Raw genomic sequence first — 25,068 nt, 5'->3', positions numbered from 1 at the left:
CCGGCCCGTTACGCCGCGTGCAGCGCCAGCGTCGGGGACAGCCTCGACGCCCGTACCGCCGGGTACAGGCCCGCCACCGTCCCGATCACCAGCGTCGCGCCGAAGCCGCCGCCGACCGCCCACGGCGGCACCACCCACGGCAGGCCGCCCGTGTACGCGTACACGCCCGTCGCCGCGCCGCCGAGCGCCACGCCCGCGAGGCCCCCGAGGCCCGACAGCATCAGGGACTCCGTGACGAACTGGATCCTGATCTGGCCCCTGGTAGCGCCCAGGGAGCGGCGCAGGCCGATCTCGTGGCGGCGTTCCAGTACCGAGATGATCATGGTGTTCGCCACGCCCACCCCGCCCACGAGCAGCGCGATCCCGCCGAGGCCGAGCAGCAGCGTGGAGAAGGCTCCCTCGGTCGCCGCCTTCGCCTGGAGCGCCGCCGACGGGTCGCCGACGGACACGTTCTGCGGGTTCTCCGGGTCGATCGTCGGGGCGAGCAGCCGCTGGACGTCCCGTACGGACGCGTCGGTGGACCGCTCGTACACCGCCGTCGGGCGCCCGTCGAAGCCCAGCAGCTTCTGCGCGCCCTCCCAGCCGACCAGCGCCGCGCGCTCGATCTCCGGCGCGAGCGGCAGCGGGTCGAGGATGCCGACGACCGTGAAGTACCGGTCGTCGATCCAGACCTGCCGGCCGGGCTCGGTGATGCCGAGCCGTTCGGCCGCGACGTGGCCCAACACCACGGACGGGTAGCGGCCGTTGGCGGCGTTCAGCCAGGTGCCGGACGCCGTGCCGCCGCGCAGGGCGGCGAGCAGCCGCTCCGTGGCGGCCTTGACGGCGATCCCGCCCGTCTCGCCCTCGGGGATCTTCTCGGAGCGCCGTACCGTGCGGTTGAGGTCGGCGGTCGCGCCGACCTCCTCGACGCCGTCGATCCGGCCGACCATGCCCACGGCGTCCTTGGGCAGCTTGACCTCCTGGCCGCTGAACATCCCCTCACCCGGCTTGGCCACGAGCATGTTCGTGCCGAGCGCGTCGAGCTGCCGCATCAACTGGGCCTGGCTGGACGCCGAGATGCCCACCACCGCGATCATGGTGGCGATCCCGATGGCGATCCCGAGCGCCGACAACACCACCCGCACGGGCCGACTCCGCAGACCGGCCGACCCGACGTGCAGCACATCCCGGGGCCCGAGCCGCGCGGCCTTCAGGGCGCGTCGCGCCCTCACGCCGCGACCTTCCCGCGTGCCGTGTCCGCCACCACGCGGCCGTCACGGATGCGGACCTGGCGCGGCAGGCGGCCGGCGATCTCCGTGTCGTGGGTGATGACCGCGATCGTCGCGCCGTGCGCGTTGAGGTCGTGCAGCAGGTCCATCACCGCCTCCCCGGACGCCGAGTCGAGCGCGCCCGTCGGCTCGTCGGCAAGCAGCAGGTCGGGTTCGCCGACCACCGCGCGGGCGATGGCGACGCGCTGCTTCTGGCCGCCCGACAGCTCGTGCGGGCGGTGCTTCATCCGGTCGGCGAGCCCGACACGGGCGAGCGCCTCGGCGGCCAGCGCGCGCCGCCGCGCCCGGGGGAGCCCCGAGTACAGGAGCCCCTCGGCGACGTTCTCCAGGGCGCCGACCCCGGGCACCAGGTGGAAGGCCTGGAACACGAAGCCGATGTGGCGCGCCCGCAGGGCGGACAGCCGGCGGTCCGTCAGCGCGGCCACGTCGTGTCCGGCGATCTCCACGGTCCCGGCGCTCGGCCGGTCCAGGGTGCCGACGATGTGCAGCAGCGTGGACTTGCCGGACCCGGACGGGCCGACGATCCCGAGCAGTTCGCCCGTGCCGACGGTGAGGTCCACGCCGTCGAGGGCCCGGACACCGCCCGCGTACTCCTTGGTGACCCCGGAGAGCTTCACTACCGCGCTCATACGGACGGCACCCCGACCTTCATGCCCTCGCGCAGCCCGTCCCCGCTGATCTCCACCCGGCCCTGGCCGAACATCCCGAGCTCGACCCGCACGTCCCGCGTCCGGCCGCCGCCGTCGACGACCTGGACGCCGAAGCCGCCGCCCGGCAGGGCGAGCAGCGCGTTGACGGGCACGGAGAGCACGCTCTTCCTGGTCTCCCCGGTGAGGTCGACGGTGACCGGGGACTGGTCGACGCCCGTGACCTTGCCCGGTGCGTCGAAGGAGACCGTGATGTCGATCTTCGGGGTGCGGTCCTGCGGGTCGTCCCCGGTCGACGCGGTCTTCCCCACCGACGACACCTTGCCCGGCGCCGTCGTCCCGTCCGGGAGCTGGACCGTGACCCGGGTCCCGGTCTTCGCCGAACCGGCGTCCGCGACCGGCACCTTGAACCGTACGACCCGCTCGGAGCCGGTCACTGTGAGCACCGGCCGCCCCGGCCCCACCTGGTCGCCGGTCGCCGCGCCCGCCTCCTTGACGCGCACCGCGCTCCCGGAGAAGGCGATCGCGTCGGGGCCGACGGTCCCCGTCTGCTTCTGGTCGTGCGACTTCTGCCAGCGCTTCACGGCGGCGGCGGTCTTGTCCGTGTACTCCTCGTCGACGGTGAAGCCGGCGTAGCCGAGGGCGGCCAGGTTCTCCTCCAGCTGCCGCACGTCGTTGCCCTTGTCGCCGGTCTTCAGGGTCCGGTACATGGGCTCGGCGCCGTACATCAGGCGGACGGGCCTGCCGTCGACCTCGTACAGCCGCTCGTCGCGCGCGACGGTCGAGCCGGTCGGGGCGATCCGGGTGAGGATCCCGGAGGGACCGGCGTTGATCTTCCGCTCGCCGAGGTGGCCGAGGGTGCCGTCCTGCTGGGAGCTGTCGCTCAGGTCGCCCCGGGTGATCGGGACCGTCGCGGGCGGCCGCTTCGAGTCCGCCGCGGCCTGCGGCTCCTCGGGGGCGGCGAGCGCGGTCACCGCGACCCCGGCGCCCGCGACGACGACGATCGCCGCCAGGGCGGCCACGAGCTTGCGTCGGCTCATCGCGACACGCTCTCGCACGCCTTGTTGGCCTTCTCGAACTTCTTGGCCTGCTCGCCCTGCGGTATCGGCCGCGCCGCCGTCATCCCGCCCTCGCCGAACGTCGGGTCGGGCATGTCGAAGCCGTTCTTCCGCATGCACTGGGCGTACTTGATCATCTTGTCCTTCTCGGCCTGGGTCGGCTCCTTGCCCATGCCGGCGCCGCCCTTGCCCTGACAGGCCTTGAACGCCTTCTCCATCTTCTCCTTCGACATGCCGTCGCCGCCGATGGTCAGCCCGACACCCTCCTCGCCCGGCTTGGGCTCGGGCACGTCGAGGCCCTGCTCGCGCAGGCACTTGCGGTGCTCCAGGGCCTGGTCGGCCTTCTTGCCCTCGTCGCTCACGCTCTCGCTCGCCGCGTCCTTCTTCCCGCCGCCGTCGGCGGTGCACGCGGTGGTCAGCAGGGCGAGCGCGGCGATGGAGACGGCCGCGGCCATCTGGAAGGTCTCTCGGGTACGTCGAGTGGTACGTCCGGTGATCGTCATGGGCGGCAGCGTGCGCGCCCGAGGGGTTTCGTTTCTCTCAGCGGATCGGTTTACGGAGACGAAAGCCCGGGTCGGATAGACAGGGGCCATGCGTGTACTGGTGGTGGAGGACGAGGCGTTTCTCGCCGAGATGATCGCCGAGGGGCTGCGCCGCGACGCGCTCGCCGTGGACGTCGCGGCCGACGGCCTGGAGGCCCTGCGGAAGCTTCAGTTCGGGGAGTACGACGTCATGGTCCTCGACCGCGACCTGCCCGGGATCCACGGCGACGACGTCTGCCGCCGGGTGGTCGACCAGCGCCTGATGACCCGGGTCCTGATGCTGACGGCCGCCGGAACGGTACGGGACCGGGTCGAGGGGCTCGGCCTCGGCGCCGACGACTATCTGGCCAAGCCCTTCGCGTACGACGAGCTGCTCGCCCGCGTCCTCGCCCTGGGCAGGCGCGCCCGGCCCGCGCTCCCGCCGGTCCTGGAGCGGGCCGGGATCGTCCTGGACACCGCCCGCCGCCAGGCGAGCCGCGACGGCCGGCACCTGCACCTGTCGCGGAAGGAGTTCGCGGTCCTGGAGGCGCTGTTGCGCGCCGAGGGCGCCGTGGTGAGCGGTGAGGACCTGATCGAGCAGGTGTGGGAGGAGCACACCAGCTACCGCACGAACGCGGTACGGGTGACCTTGAGCAAGCTCCGCGCGAAACTCGGTGAGCCACCGGTGGTGGAGACCGTGCCGGGCGCGGGCTACCGGATCGTCGGGTCATGAGGGCGCGCGTGATGCTGTCGCCGAGGGCCGCCATGGCCGGCGAACGCGCCCGCCTCACGGCCCTCTACGGCGGGCTGCTCCTGCTCGCGGGCGCGCTGCTCACCGGGGTCGTGTACTTCCTGGTGAAGGAGGGCCTGTACTCGTCGATCAGCGTGGCCATGACGACCGCCGTGCCGGCGCAGCGCCTCCAGGACCTGCCGGCCGTCGCCGCCACACCCAGCCCGGCCTGGCGGGAGGCCACGCCCACGGTCCCGACGCAGGGCCTGGCGATCACCCGGACGCTGAGCGACGCGGCCGAGAGCGCCGCGCTCGAACGCCTCCTCACGGTCTCGCTGCTCGTCCTCGCCGCGTACGCGGTCCTCTCCGTCGCCCTCGCCTGGTGGATGGCGGGCCGGGTGCTGCGCCCGGTCGCCGTGATCACGGACACGGCCCGGCGCCTCTCCGGGGAGAACCTGCACGAGAGGATCGCCCTGGACGGGCCGCCGGGGGAGCTGAAGCGCCTCGCGGACACCTTCGACGAGATGCTCGGGCGGATGGAGCGGCTGGTCTCGGCCCAGCAGCGGTTCGCGGCGAACGCGGCGCACGAGCTGCGGACCCCGGTCGCCGTGCAGCGGGCGGCCGCCGAGATCGGCCTCGCGGGGGAGCCGGGTCCTGAGCGGGTGGCCCGGATCCGGGAGAAGCTCATCGAGGTCGCCGACGCCAGCGAACGGACCATCGAGGGCCTGCTGCTCCTCGCCTCCTGCGACCAGGGGCTCCAGGAGCGGCGCCCGGTCGCGCTGCACGAGGTCGCCACGCGCGCGGCCGAGTCCCTCGCGGCCGAGGCGGCCGAGCGCGGGCTCGACGTCGTGGTGGACGCCCGGCCCCTGACGGTGAGCGGCGACACGGTGCTCCTGGACCGGCTCGCCCACAACCTGGTGGCGAACGCGGTCCGGCACAACGTCCCGGGCGGCCGCGTCGAGGTCCGTACGGGCCCCGAGGGCATCGAGGTCACGAACACCGGCCCGGCCGTCCCGCCCGAGACCGTCCCCCTGCTCTTCGAACCCTTCCGCCGCATCTCCGCCCGCACCCAGGCACCTGGCGAGGGCGTGGGCCTCGGCCTCTCGATCGTCGACTCCATCGCCCGCGCCCACGGCGCGACCCCGACCGCGACCGCCAACCGGGAGGGCGGCGGACTGACGGTCGGGGTCCGTTTCAACCAGTGAGAGCGGTCAGCGCCTCGGTACGCGGGCGCCGGTCAGTGCCGGAAGAAGATCCGGTCGCGGTACTCGGTCATCACGCGGCCGTTCCACTCGTGGCCGCCGTCGACGTTGCCCGAGCGCAGCAGGGGCGGCTCGATGCCCAGGCGGACCATCTCCTCGGCCGCGGCGGCCATGGTGGCCTGCATCAGGGCGCTGGTGACGACCGTCGAGGCCGGGGCGAACGGGGCCTCGATGGCCTCGTGGGTCAGTTCGGCGTCGCCGACCGCGATCCGCGAGTCGAGGACGATGTCGCAGTGGTCCTTCAGGTACGTCCCCGAGACGTGCCGGGACTTCGTCTCCGTCGCGTACGCCACCGAGGTGACGCCGATCACCGTCAGGCCCAGGGCGCGGGCGTTCATCGCCATCTCGACCGGCAGGGCGTTGCGGCCCGAGAGGGAGATGATGATCAGGACGTCGCCCGCCTTGGCGGGCGAGGAGTCGAGCACCGCGCCCGCGAGGCCGTCCACCCGCTCCAGGGCGGAGCCGAGCGTCGCCGGCATGACGTCGACGCCGACGACCCCGGGGACGGCCAGCAGGTTCATGAGGGCCAGGCCGCCCGCCCGGTAGACGACGTCCTGGGCGGCCAGCGAGGAGTGGCCCGCGCCGAAGGCGAAGAGCCGGCCGCCGGCGGCGACGGCCTCCGCGATCGCGGTCCCGGCGGCGGCGATCTCCTCGGAGTCCTGGTCGCGGACCTGCTGGAGCAGGCCGATCGCGGCATCGAAGAACTGCCCTGCCAGCTTGGACTCGCGCGCGCTGTCGCCCATTGCCGAAGCTCCTTGTCGTCGTGTCGCGGATCACCGTGCGGTCTGGACCATTGCTCTGTCAATACCGTCTTTGCCCGGCGTTTCCCCCGCGCGGCACGGTTGTCGGTGTGATGCGTCAGAATTGGTGCAGGGCCAGCGCACGACTCATCGAGGGGCACGTATGTCCGGACTGATCGACACCACGGAGATGTATCTCCGCACCATCCTCGAGCTCGAAGAGGAAGGCGTGGTCCCCATGCGCGCCCGCATCGCCGAGCGGCTGGACCAGAGCGGACCCACGGTGAGCCAGACGGTGGCCCGCATGGAGCGGGACGGTCTGGTCGCGGTCGCCAGCGACCGGCACCTGGAGCTGACCGACGAGGGCCGCCGCCTCGCGACGCGCGTGATGCGCAAGCACCGCCTCGCCGAGTGTCTCCTCGTCGACGTGATCGGCCTGGAGTGGGAGCAGGTCCACGCGGAGGCCTGTCGCTGGGAGCACGTGATGAGCGAGGCCGTCGAGCGGCGCGTTCTGGAGCTGCTCCGGCACCCGACGGAGTCGCCGTACGGCAACCCGATCCCGGGCCTGGAGGAGCTGGGCGAGAAGGCCGAGGCGGAGTCCTTCCTGGACGACTCCATGGTCTCGCTCGCCGACCTGGACGCGGGCGCGGACGGCAAGACGGTGATCGTGCGCCGGATCGGCGAGCCGATCCAGACGGACGCCCAGCTGATGTACACGCTGCGTCGGGCGGGCGTGCAGCCCGGTTCCGTGGTGAGCGTGACGGAGTCGGCGGGCGGCGTCCTGGTCGGCAGCAGCGGCGAGGCGGCGGAGCTGGACGCGGAGGTCGCGGCGCACGTCTTCGTGGCGAAGCGCTAGGACCACCCCGCGAGGGACACCACGCCACTCCTCGGGTCCCTTTACGGTCCCGTACGCCGCCCCGCAGCGAGCCGGGCCCGTTTTACGGCGGAATCGCCACGCCCGCGCCCCTCGGCGTGCCACGCTGGGGTCGGTCCGTAGAGCCGGATCGTGGGCCGGGGAGGGGTGGGTGCGATGGAGGCGTCGGGGGCGGTGCGTCAGCAGACAAGGAGCCCCGGCGCCCATGGGCGCCGGGGCCTGTCCTCCCCTGTGCTGACCCGGAGCCCCGAGCTCCCAGGGTCATTCCCCTCGGACCGTTTTCCCCGAGCGGTCCGCCTCCCGCTGAAGATCTCCCCTCGGCGGCGCGCGTCAATCCTTGAGCGCCGTCACTCGAACGAGGGGTGTTACGTGGCAGAACCCCATTTTCGAATATGGGTTCGATAGTCTGGCGGGGCTCGACACGCTCGATGGGAAAGAGGGGGTGCCAGGGAACATGGTGCGACGTCTCGACGTCACCGGGGCCGACGGCGTACGCCTGGCTGCCTGGGAGTTCACGGAAGAGCAGACAGCACCGGCCGGGGCCACCGGTTCCGGGGTGTTACTGCTGCACGGCTTGATGGGGAACGCCTCGCACTGGGCCCCCACGGCCCGCTGGCTGGCCGAGGGGCATCGGGTCGTCGCCCTGGACCAGCGCGGTCACGGCAGCAGTGAGAAGCCCGCCGCCGGACCCTTCACACGCGAGGCGTACGTCGCGGACGCGGCCGCCGCCGTCGAGCAGCTGGGCCTCGGCCCCGTCACCCTCGTCGGGCACTCCATGGGCGCTCTCACCGCCTGGCAGCTCGCGGCCGAGCACCCCGACCTGGTCCGCGCCCTGGTCATCTGCGACATGCGGGCCTCGGCCCTCGGGGCCGCCTCGCAGCGCGAATGGACGGACTGGTTCCGCCGCTGGCCGGCGCCCTTCGCCTCGCTCGACGCGGTCCGGCAGTGGTTCGGCGAGGACGACCCCTGGGTCGAGCGGCCGAACCCGGCGCGCGGCGACTTCTTCGCCGAGGTGATGACCGAGCGCCCCGACGGCTGGTACCCGGTCTTCGACCCGGCCCAGATGCTGACCTCCCGCGAGACCTGGGTGCACGACGCCCACTGGGACTCGCTCGCCCAGGTCCGCTGCCCCACGCTCGTGGTCCGCGGCCTGGACGGCGAGCTGGGCCGCGCCGAGGCCCAGGAGATGGTCCGCGTCCTCCCGCGCGGGGCGTACGCGGAGATCCCGGACGCCGGCCACCTCCTGCACTACGACCACCCGGACGCCTGGCGCACGGCGATCGAGCCGTTCCTGGAAGGCGTCCTCACCTCCTGACGCGCCGTCTCATGCCGTGGGGCGCACGGCGGGTGCGGCCACGCGCGGGGGCACGGGCCGGTCGTAGACGTTGTTCGGCGTCACGACCTGCGTGATCGCGCGGGCGACCAGCGAGCTCGGCTCCTGGCCCTGGCTCGTGATGTCGGTGTTGAGCATCAGCACCAGGGTGGCCTTCTGCGAGGGCAGGTAGACGGTCACGGTCTCGTACCCCGGGATGGAGCCGTTGTGCCCGATCCAGCCACCGCTGTTGAAGATGCCGAGGCCGTAGCTGGTGCCCGGGAATCCGGTCGGCAGGAACTTCAGACGCTGCGCCTGGGTCTCCGGGCTGAGCAGCTCGCCCGTGGCGACGATCCTCGCCCAGCGGCGCAGGTCCTCCAGGTTCGAGATCATCGCCCCGGCCGCCCACGCCCAACTCGGGTTCCAGTCCGTGGAGTCGGTGACCTCGCCGCTCAGCGTCTGGTTGGTGTAGCCGCGCGGGTGCGGCTCGGGGAACTCGGTGCCCTCCGGCAGCAGCGTGTGGCGCAGCTTCGCCGGGCGGAGCACCCGCTTCTCCAGGAAGTCGACGAGCCGGTGCCCGCTGACCTTCTCGATCACCAGGCCGAGCAGGATCAGATTGCTGTTGGAGTACTGGAACTGCGCCCCGGGTGCGAAGGTGTTCTTGTGCTTGTAGCCGTACGAGAGCACCTCGTACGGGGAGAAGTAGCGGCTAGGGTCGGACAGCAGGTCCTGCTGGAAGTCCTCGTCGTCGGTGTACGGGAAGAGGCCGCTGCGCATCTCGGCGAGGTGGCGCAGGGTGATCTTCCAGCCGTTCGGGACGCCGGCGATGTACTTGGCGATCGGGTCGTCGAGCTTGATCCTGCCGTCGTCGACGAGCTTCAGGAGCGCGGTGACCGTGAACGTCTTGGTCTCGCTGCCGATCCGGACGAAGACGTCGGTGGACATCGGCTCGCCGGTGACCTTGTCGGCGACGCCGCTCGCGCGGACGTAGCGCCCCTTGCCGGGCATCCAGAGCCCGGCGACGAGACCGGGGATCCCGGCCTGCGTACGGACGTCCTCGATGACCTTGTCCAGGCGGGCGGTCAGCTCGGGCGAGAAGCCGTCGCCGCCGTGGTCGACGGGGGCCGGGGCGGGGAGCACGGCGCCGGTGGCGGCGGTCGCCGGAACCGTGGCCAGCGGGGCGAGGAGGGAGGCGACGAGCACGGCGGCGGCGGCGAAGAGCCGGCGGGTGGGGGTACGGCGCATGGCGAGGCGTCTCTTCCAGTTCAGGATGCGGAACTCACGATCCGGACGGCCAACGTGACCCTCGCGCCCTCGCGCGCCCCCGTTCCTCGGCCCGTCGCCCCGGTGAGTCCACTCGCCCGGCGGAGTGGATTCCGCACAGCCACCCGCCGTTGGTGTCGCGTTCCGGTGCGCAGCGGCCTCCGGAAAGTATGATCAGGCGATGTCTGACACGACCGAAATCACGCCCGGCTGGATGACCACGGACGAGCTGGAGAGTGCTCGCGCGCGGATGCCGATCCTGTACGTCGAGGCTGTTCCCGTGCGCGTGGACGACAGCGGCGAGGTGACCAGCATCGGACTGCTGCTGCGCATCGGCGCCGACGGAACGATCAGCCGCAGCCTGGTGTCCGGCCGCGTGATGCACCACGAGCGGGTCCGCGACGCGCTGCTCCGGCACCTGGAGAAGGACCTCGGCCCCGTGGCCCTCCCCCGAGTCCCGTCCTCCCTCCAGCCCTTCACGATCGCCGAGTACTTCCCCACGGCGGGCGTCACCCCGTACCACGACCCGCGCCAGCACGCCGTGGCCCTGGCGTACGTCGTCCCGGTGACGGGCGACTGCCGCCCCCGCCAGGACGCCCTCGACCTCGTCTGGTTCTCCCCCCAGGAGGCCGCGTCCCCGGCCGTCCAGAACGAGATGCCGGGCGGCCGGGGCCTCCTGCTCAAGCAGGCGCTTGCGTACGTCGGCCACACGTACTGAGGGCTCCCGGTCGGCGGCGCGTCACTGGATTTCGCACCTGGTCCCGGCCCAGTTCTGGGTGCACCCCTTCTGGTCCTTCAGGACGACCAGGCTCAGGCAGCCGTAGAGCAGGCTCAGCAGCTGGGCGACGGCCAGGAGCCAGGAGATCACCTGGATGAAGGACGTCGGCCCCTTCTTGTCGGGGCGCCAGACAGGCAGGGACCCCAGCAGCCCGACGGCACTCGCGGCCGTCCCGGCGAAGGCCGTCCAGCGGGCTTCGCTCCAGTTCCCGACATTGGTGAATCCGCTGACCTCCCCCGCGTACCAGAGCGCCACGACCAGCAGGAGGGCGCAGAGGGCCAGCCGGACGCCGTGGACGACGAGCTTGTGGCGCGGCAACGGCTGCGCGGGCTGCCTGTCGGCCACACCGCCGCCGGGACGGCGGGAGGTCCTGGTGGAGCCGGGAGCCCCCGTGCCGGGGGCAATCAGGGTCGGAGCCGGCCCCGTCGGAGCCAGACCCAAGGTCGGACCCGGACCCGCCGGACCCAGACCCCATGTCGGCCCCGGACCCGGCGCTGGACCCGGACGCGGGGGCAGGGGCGGCGGTGCGGGTGCCGTCACCGCGGCTCGCAGCGCCCTGCGCATCGCCTTCGCGTCGGGGTACCGGTCATCGGGCTCCTTGGCGAGCGCGCGGGCGAGGACCATCTCCAGGCCCGGCTGCCCGGTGATCCCGCGGGACTCCAGGGTCGGTGGCGGCGCGTACTGGTGCTGACGGGCGATCGAGTCCCTGCCCGGGCCGTTGAAGGGCCTGCTGCCCGTCAGTATCTCGAAGAGCAGGATGCCGACCGCGTACAGGTCGCACCGACTGTCGAGGTCCGGTTCGCCCCGGATCTGCTCCGGGGCCATGTACTCCGGGGTCCCGAGCATGAAAGAGGGGCGCGTCAGAGCGGTAGCGGTCTGGTCGAGCGCACGGACGATCCCGAAGTCCGCCACCTTCGCGATGCCGCCCGGGGCCAGCAGCACGTTGGCCGGCTTGATGTCGCGGTGGACGAGATCGAGTGCGTGGCTGGCCTCCAGCGCGGAAAGGATCTGGTCCGCCAGAGGTACCGCCTGCGACGCGGGCAGCTTGCCTCGCGCGCGCAGTTCGGCCGCCAAGGAGTTGCCCTTCACCAGCTCCATGACGAAGTAGGGCATCGGTTCCCCCTCCGTCCGCACCTCCTCGCCGGTGTCGTGCACGGTCACCACGTGCGGGTGGCCGAGCGCCGCCATCGCTTGGGACTCGCGCTGGAACCGCCGTACGGATTCCAGCTCCAGAGCGATCTTCGGCTGCATGGTCTTGATGGCGACCTGCCGTTCGAGCCTGACGTCGTAGGCCCGGTAGACGTGCGCCATCCCGCCGCTGTCCAGTAGCTCGTCGATGCGGTACCGGCCCCCGGCCAGTGTCGTACCCGGAGCGAGTGTGTCCCCCATGGGGCTGATCGTACGAGCAACTCGGATCAGTGAGAGGGCAGTTGAGTCATCGTGACGACCCGCGGTGGCTCACCTCACCGAGCGTCGGCACGCCGCAGGCTCGCTGGCAGACACTCCGTCAGCCGGGCCCCGATCGAGCCGTCCGGGTCGAGGCGCGGGTTGAAGATGGTGACGTCGAACCCCACGGCCCGGTCGTCGGACAGCGCCACACCCAGGACGTCCTCCAGCTCGGCCCAGCTCAGCCCGCCCGGCTGGCGGTAGTCCACGGCCGGCATGATCGCGTCGTCGAGGACGTCCACGTCGAGGTGGACCCAGTACCCGTCCACCGCACCCCCGGTGAGCCGCTCGACCGCGCCCCGCGCGGCATCCGCGGCGCCGACCGCGCGGACGTCGTCCAGGTCCAGGGCGTACAGCCCCGCCGGCAGCGGCTGCATCCCGTCGGCGGCGGACGCGTCGGCGTCGCGGAACCCGAAGGCGACGACGTCCTCGTCCCGGACGAGCGGCCCGCGCCCCTCCAGGTCGGTCAGTACGCGGGGTCCCCGGCCGGTCGCGAGGGCCAGCTCCATCGAGGCGGCCTCACCGGCCGGCTCGGCCTCCGGCTGGTAGAAGTCGGTGTGCCCGTCCAGGAACAGCAGCCCGTACCGCCCCCGCCGCCGCAGGGCCAGCAGATTGCCCAGCAGGATGCTGCAGTCCCCACCCAGGACGACCGGGAGCCGCCCCGAATCCAGAACCTCACCGACGGCATCGGCAAGCAGCCCGGAGTACCGCGCGATCCCGCCCGGATTGAGCACCCCGGTCGCGACGTCCGGCACGGGGTCGTACGGCGGTGCCTCGACCCTGCCCGCCCGAGGCAACCCACCAAGGAGCACCCCGGGAAGGTCCTGAACCCCGGACGGCCGCAGCCCGAGTACGGACGGGGCCTCGATGACGACCGGCTCACGCCGTCTGACCAGTGGCATACCTCCATGGTGTCCCCGCGCGCCGACTCGGGCATCGCCACGAAATCGCCCTGCTCAGGGCGGTGCGGGAGCAGTAGCCTCCCCGCATGCGAACCATCGAGACGCTGATACCGCAGGCCGGACACGCCGACACGGCAGGCCTCCTCGAGGTCGACGCCCCGACGCTCGCCCGGTACGTGGCCGATCCCAGCCACCCGTGGTGGCGCCGGAGCCCCTGCGTGAGCGCGCTGACCGGCCGGGTCCCGGAGCAGTACGTCCCCGAGCTGACCGCCCGCATCCGAGACCCGCACGACGAGCTGCGCCGGGAACTCCTCGCCCTCCTCGCGGACCGGGAGGAACTGCTGCCCTGGCTGCGGCACGAGGACCGCGGGAGCGACACCTCGTACGGCATGGCCGAGGCGTTCCTCAAGGCGCGCGGCCTGCTCGGCGACCGCTCGGCCGCGCACGACCTGGCGACCCTCGCCGCGTCGCCGTCCCAGGGCACCCGTGCCGCGGGTGAGGCCGGTCTGGACGGGCTGGTCGACCGGCACGGTACGGCCACGATCCTCGCGGACCTGGGCACGGACCGGCCCGAGGACCGCCTCTTCCGCCTCCGGATGCGCTACCGCGCCGACGAGGACGTGACCGACGCCCTCGCGGACCCGGACCGGCGGGTCGCCCACCGCGCCCAGTGGTGCGCGGACGACCCGGACCGCCTGCGCGCCTACATCGGCGAGGCGCCGACGACCGAGGCGAAGCTGTGGGCGGCGTACGCGCTCCACGGCCTCACCGAGGACACGGCCGAGACCAGAGCGGTGTACGACAACCTGGGCCGCCCCCGCGTCGAGGTCGAGGACCTGGACGAGGAGCTCCGCGCCGCGATCGTCCACGAGTACGCCCCCGGCTGCGAGACCACGAGCGACCCGCGGTGGCGGATCGAGGTCCTCTGCACCGACCCGCCCGCCCGCCCCGACGTCGACGACCAGCTCCGCCGCGCGACGGCCGCGCTCACGACGGCGGGCCTCGCGCCGAAGCCTCCGGTCTCCTGCGGCGAGGACAACCAGCAGGGGGACGGGACGTACCACGTCATCGAGGCCGGCGGCAGGCGCTTCCTGATCAGCACGCTGGGCCCCTTCGCCACGGACGAGGAGGAGGGCTACGAGGAGGACTCCGCCGCCTACGCCACCGCCCGCCACGCACTCGAACGGGCGGGCTTCCGCTGGATCGACGCCGAGACCGGCACGATCCGCGTCACGGACCTCTGCGTCTACTACTTCGGCGGCCGCGGGCCCCTGACGGTCGGTGCGCTGCTTTTCTACTGGCAGGACTAGGCCTGTTGCGACCGGGCGTGCGATGCCACCTTGCCGTGCGGCAACCGCGCAACCCTCTTGGCCGTAGCGGAGTCTGAAGGGGAAGTACGGGTCGGAGAAAGAAGGATGCCGTGGAAGAGGTGCTGGTGACGGCAGCGAAGTGGACTGCACGCGGTGTGGGACTCGCCCTCGACTACATCAATCTGCGAGATGCCATCAAGCAGTTCCTACGCGACGTTCGAAAGAACTTCCGGTAGGAGCGGTCGGCGCGAAAGCCCTGGTCGGAGTCGTTCGTTGAGGCCGGCGCCGGCAGTCACACCCGCCAGGACTTCGCCCTGAACAACCCCTGACCGCGTGCGCGTCGGCGAGGTGTTCAGTACGAACACCTCGCCGACAACCGTGGCTACGCGGGCTGGCAGTACCAGGCGCCCGCGCCGTCCCACACCCAGTCGCAGCTGATGTCCGCGTGACTGGTGCCGGCGAAGCCCAACGAGATCACCGCGGTCATGGCCAGAACCGCGAACGACTTGCGCAATGCGGACATGGTGCCCCCTCGAATCGAAGTGTCGGCCCAAGATAGGACCCAACTCACGTCGAGGGCAGGCAAGTTACAGCCAGGCGCTGCCCGAAAGGAAGCGCGTCCAGGCGGCGGGGGAGAGCGTGAGGGCGGGGACGGTCGTGTCCTTGGAGTCCCGGACGTGGACGGTGTGGGGGGAGGTGGCGACCTCGACGTAGTTGCCGCCCTGCTCGCTGCTGTACGAGGACTTCGTCCAGCCGACCGCGACCTCGACGCAATCGCCGCCCTGGTCGCCGCTGTAGCTGCTCTTGAACCAGTTGAGGTCGGTGCTCATAGCTCTCGTGCCACCTGTTCGATCAGTTGTGCCGAGTCCTCGGGAGTAAGGGCCTGCGCCCGCAGAGTGCTGTAGCGGGCGAAGACGTCTCCCACATCCGGCTGCTCGCTGAGAAAGTACCTGCCGCCCTGCCCTTCGACATAGACGAGTTGTCTGCGACGCTCCTCTGTCTCCAGGAGCGTGAAGGACCCGTTGAGTCCGGCGTGGGTCCGTCGGTTCTCCGGCATTACCTGGATCGTCACGTTCCGCAGATCGGCGCATTCGCGGATGTGCAGCAGGTTGCTGCGGAGGACTTCCGGCCCGCCGAGTGGTTTGGTGAGCGCGGACCTCTCCAGGACGAAGGTCACCAGCGGTGCGGGTTTGCGGTAGAAGAGCTCCTGCCGTGCGAGGCGAGCCGAGATGCCCGCCTCGATCTCCTCGTCCTCCAGCGCCGGTACGGCGCTCTCGAAGACCGCCCGTGCGTAGTCCTTGGTCTGGAGAAGGCCCGGGACGAGGTGGGTCTCGTACTTGTGAATGCCCGCTGCCTTGGCCTCTTCTCCCAAGTAGTCCTCGAACCAGGCAGCCACCCCGCTCTCGGTCATCTCGTCCGCGACCTCGATCAGTGCACCTTGTGCACCGAGCAGGCTGTCCGCGATCACGACGAAGTCGCCCCTCGCCCGGCGCTCCCCGCGCTCGATCATGGCCACTTGGGACTTGGAGTATCCGGTCGCCTTGCCCAGCGCCTCCTGCGAGACCTTCGCGCGCTCCCGATGGAAGCGCAACAGCCTCCCGAAGGCCTTCGCGGCCCCAGGGCTCCCCTTGTTTCCTTTGTTCACGCCTGACCTCCCCGAACGCACAGCCCGGCACAAAGCGCCTGTGGCCCTGGTCACAGTAGAACGACCCCGCAAAGCTGGTGTCATGAATTCGCGCAAGTCACTTGACAGGGTGCCCCCTTGGGTCCCCGCCACCGGTCACGCCCTTCGGCACGCGGGCGTGCACTTCGATGCCGTTCGGATCGGGGGGTTCCTCGGGGAGGACGTCGCGTACCGGCTCATGGAGTTCACCGACTTCCGCGCCGGGCCGATCGTGCGGGAGGCCACCGGTGAGCGGAACCTGTACTTTCTGCTGCCCCCGCAGACCGCCGTCGCCCACGCCTGGCCGGCCCCCGCGCGGGCGCTGAGTCGGAGTGGGCGGAGTGCGGCGTTCGTCGGGGTTCCGGCGCTCGACGGGGTGACCTGGCCGCTGGACTGGCGGTCCCGGCCGACCGAGGAGGACCCGTTCGTGGAGCCGGGGCTCCTGCGTCTGATGGTCAGTCGCGCGGTGGAGTGACCGGGCGGGTCAACCGGCGGAAGCGCATGCCGTGGGCCGCGCGCAGCCGCCACAGCTCGACGCCCGCGACGGCGGTCGTGGCGACGGCGCCGCCGAGCGGGAGCAGGAAGGGCACGCCAGGGAACTCCGCCAGCGGGAACAGGAGGTCCTGGAGGGTGAGTTCCCAGGCGAGGGCCACCGTGATCAGGGCCGGAAACGCCGGGTGGATCTCGATCGTGCGGAACATGTGCCGCGAGATCGCGGGAACGGCGAAGTAGAGGAAGCCGATGCGGCGCAGTCCCACGTACAGACAGACGAGAATCGCGAGACCCGAGAGGATCGGCTGCTTCTCGAAGTCCTTGGTGCTCACCCAGAGGGCGCCCGTCACGCCTCCGGCCGTCATCAGGAGATGCCCGAGGAAGGCGCCCGCCGCCGTGAGGGGGCCTCGCAGCCGTCCACCGAGCGCGCCCCCGGCCGGGGGCCGGAGGATCAGGAAGTGCGCGGCGACCACCAGCGGTGCCGTCACGAGCAGCAGGAACGGCACGAGGAGGAGTCGTAGGCCGCTGTCCCGCGCCCAGGCCGCCAGGAGATTTCCGTCGACGTCGTCACCGGTCATGATCACGGGCCACTTGATCGCGACGGCGATCGCGATGCCGCCCCAGAACCTGACCTGCTGGAGGACCGCGATCGGGGTGTCCCGCAGGACGGCCTCCTCGTGCGGTTCCCTCCAGCGTCGGACCAGGACCCGGTCCCTGTGCTCACCCGCCTCGCGCACGTCCCCCGACATGCGGGGGACTGTGCCCGAGCGGGGCCGTGGACGACACGGTTCCGGCCCGCCGGCGAGGAGCAGCCCGTGGAGCCGGGGCTCCCGCATGCGGTGACGGTGGCCTGATGTACGGTCCCCCTCGCGGCGCGTCGAGGAGCACTCCGTGCCGCATCAGGGAGGGAAAGCAACAAATGCGTACATCTTGGGGAAGACGTCTGGCCACCGCGGTCACCGCGCTGGGGCTCACCTCGCTCGGGCTGTTCGGTGCGGGCGCGACGCCCGCGCAGGCCGCCATCAAGGACTGCCCGAAGGGCTACTTCTGCGCCTGGCAGGCCGACAACGGCGCGGGCACGATGTTCAAGACGAACGTCGACAAGGCGACGCTCGGGTCCTGGGACAACAAGTTCTACTCCGTCGTGAACCACACGTCCCTGTACGCCTGCCTGTACAGCGGCCCGAACTACGACGGCACCAACGGCACCGACATCTGGGATCCCGATCCCGCCGGTACCGAATGGGGCTACGCGCAGCCGAAGACCGTCAGCTCCGTGAAGCTCGTCCCCACGGTGCGGGAGTGCGACGGGGCCCCGTACCCCGGGTGGCACTCCGCCGTGGCGCCCACGGCGGCCGGCTTCGGTGACATGAACGGTGACCGGCGGGCGGACGTGCTCGTCCGGGACCAGGTGGGGCGCCTGTGGTTCCTGCCGGGTGACATGTCCGGCAGGATGGTCGGTTCGGGCGGGTGGAACGCGATGAACGCGCTCACCCGGCACGGCGACTTCAGCGGTGACGGCCGCGAGGACGTGATCGCGCGCGAGGCGTCGACCGGCAAGCTGTGGCTGTACCCCGGTACGGGCTCCGGGACCCTGGGCACGCGCAAACTGCTCGGCAGCGGCGGCTGGAACGCGATGAGCCGCATCGTCGCCTTCGGCGACCTCTCCGGGGACGGTCGCGGCGACGTCGTCGCCGTGGAGAAGTCCACCGGGAAGCTCTGGCTCTACCCGGGCACCACCTCCGGTGGCCTCGGCGCGCGCAAGCTGCTCGGCAACGGCGGCTGGAACGGCATGAACGCCCTCGTCGCGGCCGGTGACATGAACAAGGACGGCCGGGCCGACCTGGTCGCGCGCGAGGCGTCCACCGGCAAGCTCTGGCTCTACCCGGGCCGGGCCGGCTCCTTCGGGTCCCGCGTGATGATCGGCTCCGGCGGCTGGAACGGCATGCACACCATCCTCGCCGTGGGCGACTACGGGGGCGACGGCACCGTCGATCTCGCCGCCACGACCACGGGCAGCTTCGTCGGCGACGGCTGCCGGGGCGCCGGCTGCCTGGTGCTCTACCCCGGCACCGGCACCGGCTCCCTGCAGCCGGGCCAGCCGCAGGCCTGGGACTGGTGGCACCTCAACGGCGTCTTCTGACAGAACGGGAGGGAGGGCCTTCGTTCCGCATCGCGGACGAAGGCCCTCCCTTCTTTCGCTCGCGCGTCAGAACGCCCGGAACGTCAGGGCGCCCGGAACGTCAGACCGCTCAGAACGTCAGAACGCGAAGACCGAGCTCTTCCACATGCCGACGTTCATCTCGCACCGGTTGCCGTACGTCGCCGACCACGTCACGCGCTTGCCCTTCCAGATGCCCTCGCCCGTGACCGTGACCGGGTCCCAGATGCGCGTACAGGGGGCGGCGGCGTTCGCGCGGGTCAGCCGGCCGAAGTCGCCGTCCACGGCGTTCAGCTCCTCGCAGGCGGACGCGGGCGCCGGGTGCGTGCCCGTGGCCGTGGGGGTGCAGCCCAGGGTCACCGCGCGCTCGACCGTCGCCGACGTCACGTCCTCGCCCTTCGCCACGGAGAGCACCAGCGCCGACGGCGGGTACAGACGCGTCGGCTCGGCCTGCGCGGAGGCCGGCGTCGCGGCGACGCCGATCAGCGCGAGGCCTGTGGCCAGGGCGGTGGTGAAGGCGGTGTCACGGAGCAGGGGACGCATGGAATTGTCCTTTCGGGGCGGGTGCTGCCTGATTGCGCCCCGGAGTCTTGCCGATGCGGAGGGTGATCGCACATCCTTCGCCGCTTTCCGGTCACGACCGAACGTTCGGCCTGTTGGGGACGGGTGCGCACCCCGCTGAGAGCGCTCCGAGCGCGGGTGGTCCAAGGTCGAACGACCAACTGGCCTGCGAAGATAAAGAATTGGTTCGATTCTGCACGGCATCCGAAGGTGCCGGTTCGGCCGGAAGCCCTTGCTCGTGCATCTGCACGAGCAAGGGCTTCCGGCACGAGCCAGGGCCCACGGGCCCGAGCCCCCGGCTCACCCCTTGCTGACCGCCGCCAGGATCTCCGGCAGCCGCCGCGCCGTCCGGGGCGCCGCCAGCTTCAGGCCGCCCCACAGCAGCAGCGCGCCGTACAGCGTGCCGAGCGGCAGCAGGATCCACAGCAGGGACGTCTCGTCCTCGACGTTGAGGTAGATCGCCGCCCCGATCACCGGGGCGCACAGCACCGCCGCCGCGAACATGCCGCCGAAGATCGAGATCCAGGCAAGTCCACCCTGCCCCGGCGCCACGTTCTTGTACGCGCTGTCCTGCGGGATTGAGTACGGGAAGAGCGCCGAGGCCAGCGCCCCGACCCCCAGCATCGCGCCGAGCAGCGCGAAGGCCACGCCCAGCGCGTCCGGCAGCGACGACCAGGCGCCGGAGACGACCGCCGTGCCCGTGGTCACCAGGACCGTGAACGGCAGGGTGATCAGGAGCAGCGTCAGGGCCCGCGCCCGCAGTTCGGCGTACGCGTCCGCCGGGGTGGAGATCGTCTGGGCGACCATCCAGAACGCCGAGGTGTCCTGCCCGAACTGGTTGTACATCAGCATGCCGAGCATCCCCGAGGCGAAGCAGGCCCAGTAGACCGAGCCCGCGCCCTGGAGCGCGTTGAACATGGGCACGATCGCGCCCATCGCGAGCGAGGTGATCCAGGCCATCTTGGTCTTCGGGTCGCGCCAGATGTAGCGCAGGCTGCGCTCCATCACCGTTCCCGTACGCCCGCCCGGCAGCATCCGCGCCAGCCGTCCCGTGGACTCCCGGCCGCTGCCGGCCGAGTCCGGGGCCGCGCCGATCGTCGAGCCGTCCGGCTCGGTCATCAGCCGCACCAGGCTCCGCTGCCACCAGTACAGCAGCGCCCCGAGGGCGACGGCCGTGAGCAGCAACTGCGCCGCCGCCACCCCGTAGTCGCCCTCGCTCGCCGAGTCCACGGCCGAGACCGCGGAGGCGGGCGGCAACCAGCTCACGACCGCCGTCGCCGGTTCGAGCGTCGACAGACCCCCGGCCCGGCTGAGCCGCTGGGCACCGAAGTTGACCACCTGGATGCCGACCGCGATCACCAGACCGCTCAGTACCGCGAGGTCCCGGCCCTTGCGCGAGGTCAGCAGCCGTACGTTGGCGGCCGCGACGGCCCGCGAGAGCGCCACGCACACCAGCACCACCAGCGGCACGGCGACGACCGCCGCCACGACACCCGCCGCGCCCCGCGCGAGCGCGAGGGCCGCGCCCAGGCCGGCGAGCAGGGTGAACGCGGGGCCCATGCCCACCAGCGAGGCCACGAGCAGTGAGCGCACCAGCGGGCGCGGGTGCAGCGGAAGCATCACGAGCCGCGACGGGTCGAGCGTCTCGTCGCCGCCGGACACGAAGAGCGGCATGAACGCCCACGACAGCGCGATCACGCCCGTCATCAGGATCGCGATCGAGTCGGCGTCCGCGTACCCCCGCAGCAGGACGAAGCCGAGCAGCAGCAGCGCGCCGAAGAGGACGGTGAGGACGATCGACGTCACATAGACGGCCGTGCGCGCGGCCGACTGCCGCAGCCCGTTGCGCAGCAGCGCCAGTTTGAGCCGGACGAAGACCGACGTGAGGGAGTCGGGGGTGGGCGCCGTGGTCATCGGGCCGTACCCCCGCCGAGCCAGTCCAGGGAGTCCCCGGCCGACTCGCGCCCGTTCGCGCCCACCAGCTCAAGGAACGCGGCCTGCAGCGACGGCGCGTCGCCCCGTACGTCCGCCAGCGGGCCCTGCGCACGGATCTGGCCCGCGGCCATCACCGCGACCCAGTCGCACAGCGACTCCACCAGCTCCATGACGTGGCTGGAGAAGACGACGGTCGCGCCCGAGCCGGTGTACCGCTCCAGGACGCCCCGGATCGTCTGCGCGGACACCGGGTCGACGCCCTCGAACGGCTCGTCCAGGAAGAGGACTTCCGGGTTGTGCAGGAGCGCCGCGGCCAGGCCGATCTTCTTGCGCATACCGGTCGAGTAGTCCACGACCAGCTTGTTCTGCGCGCCCGCCAGGTCCAGGACGTCGAGCAGCTGCGCGGCCCGCTTGTCGACCTCCGCGCCGGGCAGCCCCCGCAGCCGCCCGGTGTACGCGAGGAGTTCACGGCCCGAGAGCCGCTCGAAGAGCCGCAGCCCCTCCGGCAGGACCCCGATCCGGGCCTTGACCTCGGCGACCGACTCCGGGTCGCGCCACACGTCGTGCCCGGCGACGAGGACGCGCCCCGCGTCCGGCCGCAGCAGACCGGTGATCATGGAGAGGGTGGTCGTCTTGCCGGCGCCGTTGGGCCCGACGAGACCGATGAACCGGCCCGCGGGCAGCACCAAGTCGATGCCGTTCACGGCGATCTGCTGCCCGAAGCGCTTCCACAGCCCCTCGACGCGAACGGCGGGCACCGCTCCCGGTCCCCCGGGGGCGGTGCCCGCCTCTTCGTACATTCCGTCAGATGCCTGGTCAGGCATGGTCCGTCAACCCCTCGGTCGTCCCCGTACGTCGTACGAGCACACCCTAAGGGGCCACCTCTCAGGGGCGCCTGGCCCGTGCGGCCGCCGCTTCCCGTCCGCAGGCGTACGCGAGCGGGCTGATGAGCTCCTCGGCGTCCGGCAGCCAGCGATTCGCCGGGGTGGGCCGCCGCGCCCACTGCACCGCGCCGTGCCCGCCGACCCGGGTGGGCGGCGCCGCCACGTAGAAGCCCTCGCCGCGCGTGGTCAGGTCGATCGAGGCCGGGGCCCAGCCCAACTTCCGTACGAGATCGGGGACCTTGGTCGCGGCGCCCGGCAGGACGAAGAAGAACATCCGGCGGTCCGGCGTACAGGTCACCGGGCCGAGCGTGAGCTCCATGCGCTCCATCCGCGCGAGCGCCAGGAAGCCCGCCGACTCCGGCACCTCGATCGCGTCGAAGGTACGGCCGGTCGGCAGCAGGATCGACGCCTTGGGCTGCTTCGACCACATGCGCCGCGCCCCGACCGCGCTGCCGGTCGCCTGGGTCGACCAGTCGGGCCTTGCCGGGTGGGCGCCGGGCGTGACGCACGCCTCCGCGCCGCAGGAGCACCGCTCCCTGCCCTCGACCGCTTCCAGCCAGGTCCCCGGGAACACGTCCCAGTGCCGCTCTTCCGCATACCGCACGGCGCTGTCCAGCAGCTGCTCGCCTCGCTGCTTGGGGATCTGTGCGGCTTCCGTGACTCCGATGGTCTCTTCCACGGTGAACTCAACTCCCGCCGTCACCTGGGGTTACGGGCGGCGTGCCGCGCGGTGTGGAGCATCGATCCTGCACGACGGGGCGCATGGGTGCACGGACGGGGGCGCGCGTGGGGCCGGGGAGCGGGGGTGGGGTAGCCAGAGGTGGGGGGTGTCGGCCGTGCCCCGCACCGGGGTCCGTGGCCGATGCGTCCGGTTTCGCGTGTTCACATCGGCATTGACCGGATATCCGCCGGGCAGTGATCAGTTCTCATCGATCACTCACGGCCTCAGGGGGTAGTCATGTCAGCCAGGCCACTCGTCGCCCGCCAGCCGAACGAACGGCTGCAGGCGCTCATTCAGGAGGCAGCGTGTTCCAACGCGGGCCTCGCCCGCAGGGTGAACATGGTCGGGTCCGAGCGCGGTCTCGATCTGCGGTACGACAAGACGTCGGTGGCGCGCTGGCTGCGCGGACAGCAGCCGCGCGGGCGTGCGCCGGGGATCATCGCGGAGGCGCTGGGCCGCAAGCTCGGCCGGACGGTCACGATCGACGAGATCGGGATGGCGAACGGCAAGAACCTGGCGGCCGGTGTGGGGCTGCAGTTCGCGCCGACGGTGCTCGGAGCGATCGAGCAGGTCTGCGAGTTGTGGCGGAGCGACGTGGGCCGCCGGGACTTCCTCTCCGGTTCCACGGTCGCGGCCTCCGCGCTCGTGGAGCCGAGCCGGGACTGGCTGATCACGGGCGCGGACGCGCACGTGGCGCGGTCGGCGGGGGCGCGGGTCGGGGTCTCGGACGTGGAGGCGGTCCGGGCGATGACGGCGGCCCTGGTCGACCTGGACCGGCGGTTCGGCAGCGGGCATGTGCGGCCGGTGGTCGTGCACTACCTGAACAGCGTGGTGGCGGGGCTGCTTTCGGGTTCGTACCGGGAGGCGGTCGGCCGGCAGCTGTTCGCGGCGGTCGCGCGGCTCACCGAGCTGGCCGGGTACATGGCGGTGGACACCGGGCAGCCGGGGCTCGCCCAGCGGTACTACATCCAGGCGCTGCGGCTCGCGCAGGCCGCGGGCGACCGGGCGTACGGCGGCTATGTGCTCGCCGCGTCGATGAGCCACCTGGCCGCCGAGCTCGGCAACCCGCGGGAGATCGCGCAGTTGGCGCGGGCGGCGCAGGAGGGTGCGCGGGGGCGGGTGACGCCGCGGGCGGAGGCGATGTTCTTCGCGGCGGAGGCCCGGGGGCACGCGCTGCTCGGGGACGCCCACTCCTTCGAGGCGGTCGCGGGGCGCGCCGTACGGGCACTTGAGCGGGCGGAGCCGGAGTCGGGCGACGACCCGTCGTGGATCGCGCACTTCGACCACGCGTACCTCGCCGACGAACTGGCCCACTGCCACCGGGACCTGGGGCAGGCGGAGGCGGCGGCGCGGGCGGCGGAGGAGTCCCTGGAGGGGCACCCGGAGACGCGGGCCAGGCGGCGGGCGATCGGCCTGGTGCTGCTGGCCTCGGCGCAGGTGCAGCGGCGCGAGGTGGAGCAGGCCTGCCACACGGGCACGCGCGCCCTCGAACTCCTCGCGACGCTGCGGTCCTCGCGGGGCGCGGAGTATCTGGACGACCTGAAGGACCGTCTGGACCCGTTCGCGGGGGAGCCGGTGGTGCGGGAGTTCGGGGCGCGGCTCGCGTTGCACGCGGCGTGACGGCCGGCCCCGGCTGAACGGGGCCGGGCCGGCTACGGCGTCGGGTCGGTCTTGGTGTGGAGGACGTCGCGGGCCTGTTCGGCGGCGCGGGTGATGCTCTCGGCGACGAAGTCGACGAAGCGGGCGATGTTCTCCAGGCGGGCGGCGGCCGGGGTGTCGGGGCCGAGGACGCGGACGCCCTCCCGCGCGGTCTCGGCGAACTCTATGTTCGACCGGGCGGAGGCCATCATCGACTGGTACCAGACGTCGGCGTCGGCGAAGTAGCGCTCGCGGCGGCGCTCGTCGCGCTCCCGGCGCACCAGACCCTGGCTCTCCAGGAACGTGACGGCCTTGGAGATGGACGCCGGGCTGACCTGGAGGCGCTGGACGAGTTCGGCCGCCGTGAGGCTGCCCGAGTCGGTGGTGAAGAGGCAGGTCAGCACCGCGGACGTCATCTTGGGCAGGCCCTGGCGCATGAGGAGGGTGGTGAACTGCTCCTCGTACGCGCGCACCGCCTCGGCGTCGCGGCCGTAGGGCTGCGGGGGCGCCTCCGCGCCCTTGGGGGTGGCGGGCCTGCGCCGGTGGGCGCGGTGCTCGGTGGCGCGGTGGGCCAGGTCGGCGCGGTAGGCGGTGGGGCCGCCGTTGCGCATCACCTCGCGGGTGATTGTCGAGGTCGGACGGTCCAGGCGCCTGGCGATCTCCGCGTACGCGAGGCCGTCGGCGAGGCCCAGCGCGATCTGCTGGCGTTCCTGCTGGGTGAGTCTGCCTCCCGGCATCGCGATCTCCCTGTCGATCGTCCTTCGGTGTTCCTGCGGTCCTGCTCCGCGCGGTCAGCATAGCGTTCACCCCTCGCCCAATGCAACGGGCGAGGGGTTTTGCGTTGCGTTATCGCCTGAGTCGTTGCAATGAAATATGGGGCTCTACCTGCATCGATGCAGTTT

At 72.0% G+C, this 25,068-nt stretch carries 27 protein-coding genes; 10 read left to right on the top strand and 17 right to left on the bottom strand.

The window, feature by feature from the left end:
- Nucleotides 1–8: 8 nt before the first annotated feature.
- Genes AB0F56_RS11900 through AB0F56_RS11885 form a run of 4 tightly spaced genes read right to left on the bottom strand, consistent with a single transcriptional unit; the run spans nt 9 to nt 3,476 of the window.
- Complete coding sequence (locus AB0F56_RS11900) at nt 9–1,211, bottom strand: ABC transporter permease (RefSeq protein WP_362007224.1); 1,203 nt, start codon at nt 1,209–1,211, stop codon at nt 9–11.
- Nucleotides 1,208–1,897, bottom strand: a complete 690-nt coding sequence (locus tag AB0F56_RS11895; protein WP_362007221.1) for an ABC transporter ATP-binding protein — start codon at nt 1,895–1,897, stop codon at nt 1,208–1,210. Before AB0F56_RS11895 ends, AB0F56_RS11900 begins: the two co-directional genes overlap by 4 nt.
- Complete coding sequence (locus tag AB0F56_RS11890) at nt 1,894–2,955, bottom strand: peptidoglycan-binding protein (RefSeq protein ID WP_362007218.1); 1,062 nt, start codon at nt 2,953–2,955, stop codon at nt 1,894–1,896. Before AB0F56_RS11890 ends, AB0F56_RS11895 begins: the two co-directional genes overlap by 4 nt.
- Nucleotides 2,952–3,476, bottom strand: coding sequence for a hypothetical protein (locus tag AB0F56_RS11885; protein ID WP_362007216.1), 525 nt, complete (start codon nt 3,474–3,476; stop codon nt 2,952–2,954). The genes AB0F56_RS11890 and AB0F56_RS11885 overlap by 4 nt, the downstream gene beginning before the upstream one ends.
- An 88-nt stretch (nt 3,477–3,564) precedes the next feature.
- Between AB0F56_RS11885 and AB0F56_RS11880 the strand changes: the two genes are divergently transcribed.
- Nucleotides 3,565–4,227 carry a response regulator transcription factor gene (locus tag AB0F56_RS11880; protein WP_362007213.1) on the top strand — a complete coding sequence of 221 codons (663 nt, stop codon included), beginning with the start codon at nt 3,565–3,567 and terminating at the stop codon, nt 4,225–4,227.
- 32 nt (nt 4,228–4,259) lie between these two features.
- Nucleotides 4,260–5,429, top strand: coding sequence for an ATP-binding protein (locus AB0F56_RS11875; RefSeq protein WP_362007866.1), 1,170 nt, complete (start codon nt 4,260–4,262; stop codon nt 5,427–5,429).
- A gap of 32 nt (nt 5,430–5,461) precedes the next feature.
- Here the strand turns inward: AB0F56_RS11875 and AB0F56_RS11870 are convergent, their stop codons facing one another.
- Entirely contained in the window at nt 5,462–6,229 is a 768-nt protein-coding gene (locus tag AB0F56_RS11870) for an SIS domain-containing protein (protein ID WP_362007210.1), read from the bottom strand.
- A gap of 160 nt (nt 6,230–6,389) precedes the next feature.
- Here AB0F56_RS11870 and AB0F56_RS11865 point away from each other — a divergent pair, with 160 nt between their 5' ends.
- Together AB0F56_RS11865 and AB0F56_RS11860 are read left to right on the top strand one after the other, a co-directional pair.
- On the top strand, nt 6,390–7,082 hold the full coding sequence (locus AB0F56_RS11865; RefSeq protein WP_362007208.1) for a metal-dependent transcriptional regulator: 693 nt from the start codon (nt 6,390–6,392) through the stop codon (nt 7,080–7,082).
- A 472-nt stretch (nt 7,083–7,554) separates the two neighbouring features.
- Complete coding sequence (locus AB0F56_RS11860) at nt 7,555–8,415, top strand: alpha/beta hydrolase (protein WP_362007205.1); 861 nt, start codon at nt 7,555–7,557, stop codon at nt 8,413–8,415.
- Between the two features lie 9 nt (nt 8,416–8,424).
- Here the strand turns inward: AB0F56_RS11860 and AB0F56_RS11855 are convergent, their stop codons facing one another.
- A complete protein-coding gene (locus tag AB0F56_RS11855; protein WP_362007203.1) occupies nt 8,425–9,657 on the bottom strand; it encodes a serine hydrolase domain-containing protein in 1,233 nt (410 codons plus the stop codon).
- Between the two features lie 199 nt (nt 9,658–9,856).
- On the opposite strand from AB0F56_RS11855, the gene AB0F56_RS11850 reads away from it, so the two are divergent.
- On the top strand, nt 9,857–10,393 hold the full coding sequence (locus AB0F56_RS11850) for an NUDIX hydrolase family protein (protein WP_362007201.1): 537 nt from the start codon (nt 9,857–9,859) through the stop codon (nt 10,391–10,393).
- A gap of 21 nt (nt 10,394–10,414) precedes the next feature.
- Here AB0F56_RS11850 and AB0F56_RS11845 read toward each other — a convergent pair whose 3' ends face one another.
- Together AB0F56_RS11845 and AB0F56_RS11840 are read right to left on the bottom strand one after the other, a co-directional pair.
- A complete protein-coding gene (locus AB0F56_RS11845; protein ID WP_362007198.1) occupies nt 10,415–11,842 on the bottom strand; it encodes a serine/threonine-protein kinase in 1,428 nt (475 codons plus the stop codon).
- A gap of 74 nt (nt 11,843–11,916) precedes the next feature.
- Nucleotides 11,917–12,801: an arginase family protein gene (locus AB0F56_RS11840; RefSeq protein ID WP_362007196.1), complete on the bottom strand. Its 885-nt coding sequence runs from the start codon at nt 12,799–12,801 to the stop codon at nt 11,917–11,919.
- Between the two features lie 86 nt (nt 12,802–12,887).
- Between AB0F56_RS11840 and AB0F56_RS11835 the strand changes: the two genes are divergently transcribed.
- Together AB0F56_RS11835 and AB0F56_RS11830 are read left to right on the top strand one after the other, a co-directional pair.
- Nucleotides 12,888–14,111 (top strand): hypothetical protein, encoded by a 1,224-nt coding sequence (locus AB0F56_RS11835; RefSeq protein WP_362007193.1) that lies wholly within the window; start codon nt 12,888–12,890, stop codon nt 14,109–14,111.
- Nucleotides 14,112–14,221: 110 nt separating this feature from the next.
- Entirely contained in the window at nt 14,222–14,347 is a 126-nt protein-coding gene (locus AB0F56_RS11830) for a hypothetical protein (protein ID WP_362007190.1), read from the top strand.
- Nucleotides 14,348–14,493: 146 nt separating this feature from the next.
- Here AB0F56_RS11830 and AB0F56_RS11825 read toward each other — a convergent pair whose 3' ends face one another.
- The 3 genes from AB0F56_RS11825 to AB0F56_RS11815 form a co-directional block, all read right to left on the bottom strand.
- Entirely contained in the window at nt 14,494–14,634 is a 141-nt protein-coding gene (locus AB0F56_RS11825) for a hypothetical protein (RefSeq protein WP_362007188.1), read from the bottom strand.
- A 64-nt stretch (nt 14,635–14,698) separates the two neighbouring features.
- The gene (locus tag AB0F56_RS11820; protein ID WP_362007185.1) at nt 14,699–14,941 is read right to left on the bottom strand and encodes a DUF397 domain-containing protein; all 243 of its coding nucleotides are present in this window, start codon (nt 14,939–14,941) and stop codon (nt 14,699–14,701) included.
- Nucleotides 14,938–15,756 (bottom strand): helix-turn-helix transcriptional regulator, encoded by an 819-nt coding sequence (locus tag AB0F56_RS11815; RefSeq protein ID WP_362007182.1) that lies wholly within the window; start codon nt 15,754–15,756, stop codon nt 14,938–14,940. The genes AB0F56_RS11820 and AB0F56_RS11815 overlap by 4 nt, the downstream gene beginning before the upstream one ends.
- Nucleotides 15,757–15,838: 82 nt before the next feature.
- Between AB0F56_RS11815 and AB0F56_RS11810 the strand changes: the two genes are divergently transcribed.
- Entirely contained in the window at nt 15,839–16,249 is a 411-nt protein-coding gene (locus AB0F56_RS11810; protein WP_362007180.1) for a hypothetical protein, read from the top strand.
- Here the strand turns inward: AB0F56_RS11810 and AB0F56_RS11805 are convergent.
- The gene (locus AB0F56_RS11805; RefSeq protein ID WP_362007178.1) at nt 16,230–17,015 is read right to left on the bottom strand and encodes a hypothetical protein; all 786 of its coding nucleotides are present in this window, start codon (nt 17,013–17,015) and stop codon (nt 16,230–16,232) included. The two genes, AB0F56_RS11810 and AB0F56_RS11805, sit on opposite strands and share 20 nt — an antisense overlap.
- 170 nt (nt 17,016–17,185) lie before the next feature.
- Here AB0F56_RS11805 and AB0F56_RS11800 point away from each other — a divergent pair, with 170 nt between their 5' ends.
- Nucleotides 17,186–18,409: an FG-GAP-like repeat-containing protein gene (locus AB0F56_RS11800; protein WP_362007175.1), complete on the top strand. Its 1,224-nt coding sequence runs from the start codon at nt 17,186–17,188 to the stop codon at nt 18,407–18,409.
- Between the two features lie 117 nt (nt 18,410–18,526).
- Here AB0F56_RS11800 and AB0F56_RS11795 read toward each other — a convergent pair whose 3' ends face one another.
- The 4 genes from AB0F56_RS11795 to AB0F56_RS11780 form a co-directional block, all read right to left on the bottom strand.
- Complete coding sequence (locus tag AB0F56_RS11795; RefSeq protein ID WP_362007173.1) at nt 18,527–18,970, bottom strand: subtilase-type protease inhibitor; 444 nt, start codon at nt 18,968–18,970, stop codon at nt 18,527–18,529.
- Nucleotides 18,971–19,288: 318 nt separating this feature from the next.
- Nucleotides 19,289–20,902, bottom strand: coding sequence for a transporter (locus AB0F56_RS11790; RefSeq protein WP_362007172.1), 1,614 nt, complete (start codon nt 20,900–20,902; stop codon nt 19,289–19,291).
- The gene (locus AB0F56_RS11785; protein WP_362007170.1) at nt 20,899–21,723 is read right to left on the bottom strand and encodes an ABC transporter ATP-binding protein; all 825 of its coding nucleotides are present in this window, start codon (nt 21,721–21,723) and stop codon (nt 20,899–20,901) included. The genes AB0F56_RS11790 and AB0F56_RS11785 overlap by 4 nt, the downstream gene beginning before the upstream one ends.
- Before the next feature lie 85 nt (nt 21,724–21,808).
- Entirely contained in the window at nt 21,809–22,486 is a 678-nt protein-coding gene (locus AB0F56_RS11780) for a bifunctional DNA primase/polymerase (protein ID WP_362007167.1), read from the bottom strand.
- 279 nt (nt 22,487–22,765) lie between these two features.
- Between AB0F56_RS11780 and AB0F56_RS11775 the strand changes: the two genes are divergently transcribed.
- Nucleotides 22,766–24,148 (top strand): transcriptional regulator, encoded by a 1,383-nt coding sequence (locus AB0F56_RS11775; protein ID WP_362007164.1) that lies wholly within the window; start codon nt 22,766–22,768, stop codon nt 24,146–24,148.
- A 32-nt stretch (nt 24,149–24,180) separates the two neighbouring features.
- Here the strand turns inward: AB0F56_RS11775 and AB0F56_RS11770 are convergent, their stop codons facing one another.
- Complete coding sequence (locus tag AB0F56_RS11770; RefSeq protein WP_362007161.1) at nt 24,181–24,903, bottom strand: helix-turn-helix domain-containing protein; 723 nt, start codon at nt 24,901–24,903, stop codon at nt 24,181–24,183.
- Between the last annotated feature and the right edge of the window lie 165 nt (nt 24,904–25,068).

Source organism: Streptomyces sp. NPDC026092, assembly GCF_040638605.1.
In the GTDB taxonomy this organism is placed as follows: Bacteria; Actinomycetota; Actinomycetes; order Streptomycetales; family Streptomycetaceae; genus Streptomyces.
The sequence above is the reverse complement of the archived record's forward strand: the minus strand, read 5'-3'. Positions and strand labels throughout refer to the sequence as shown.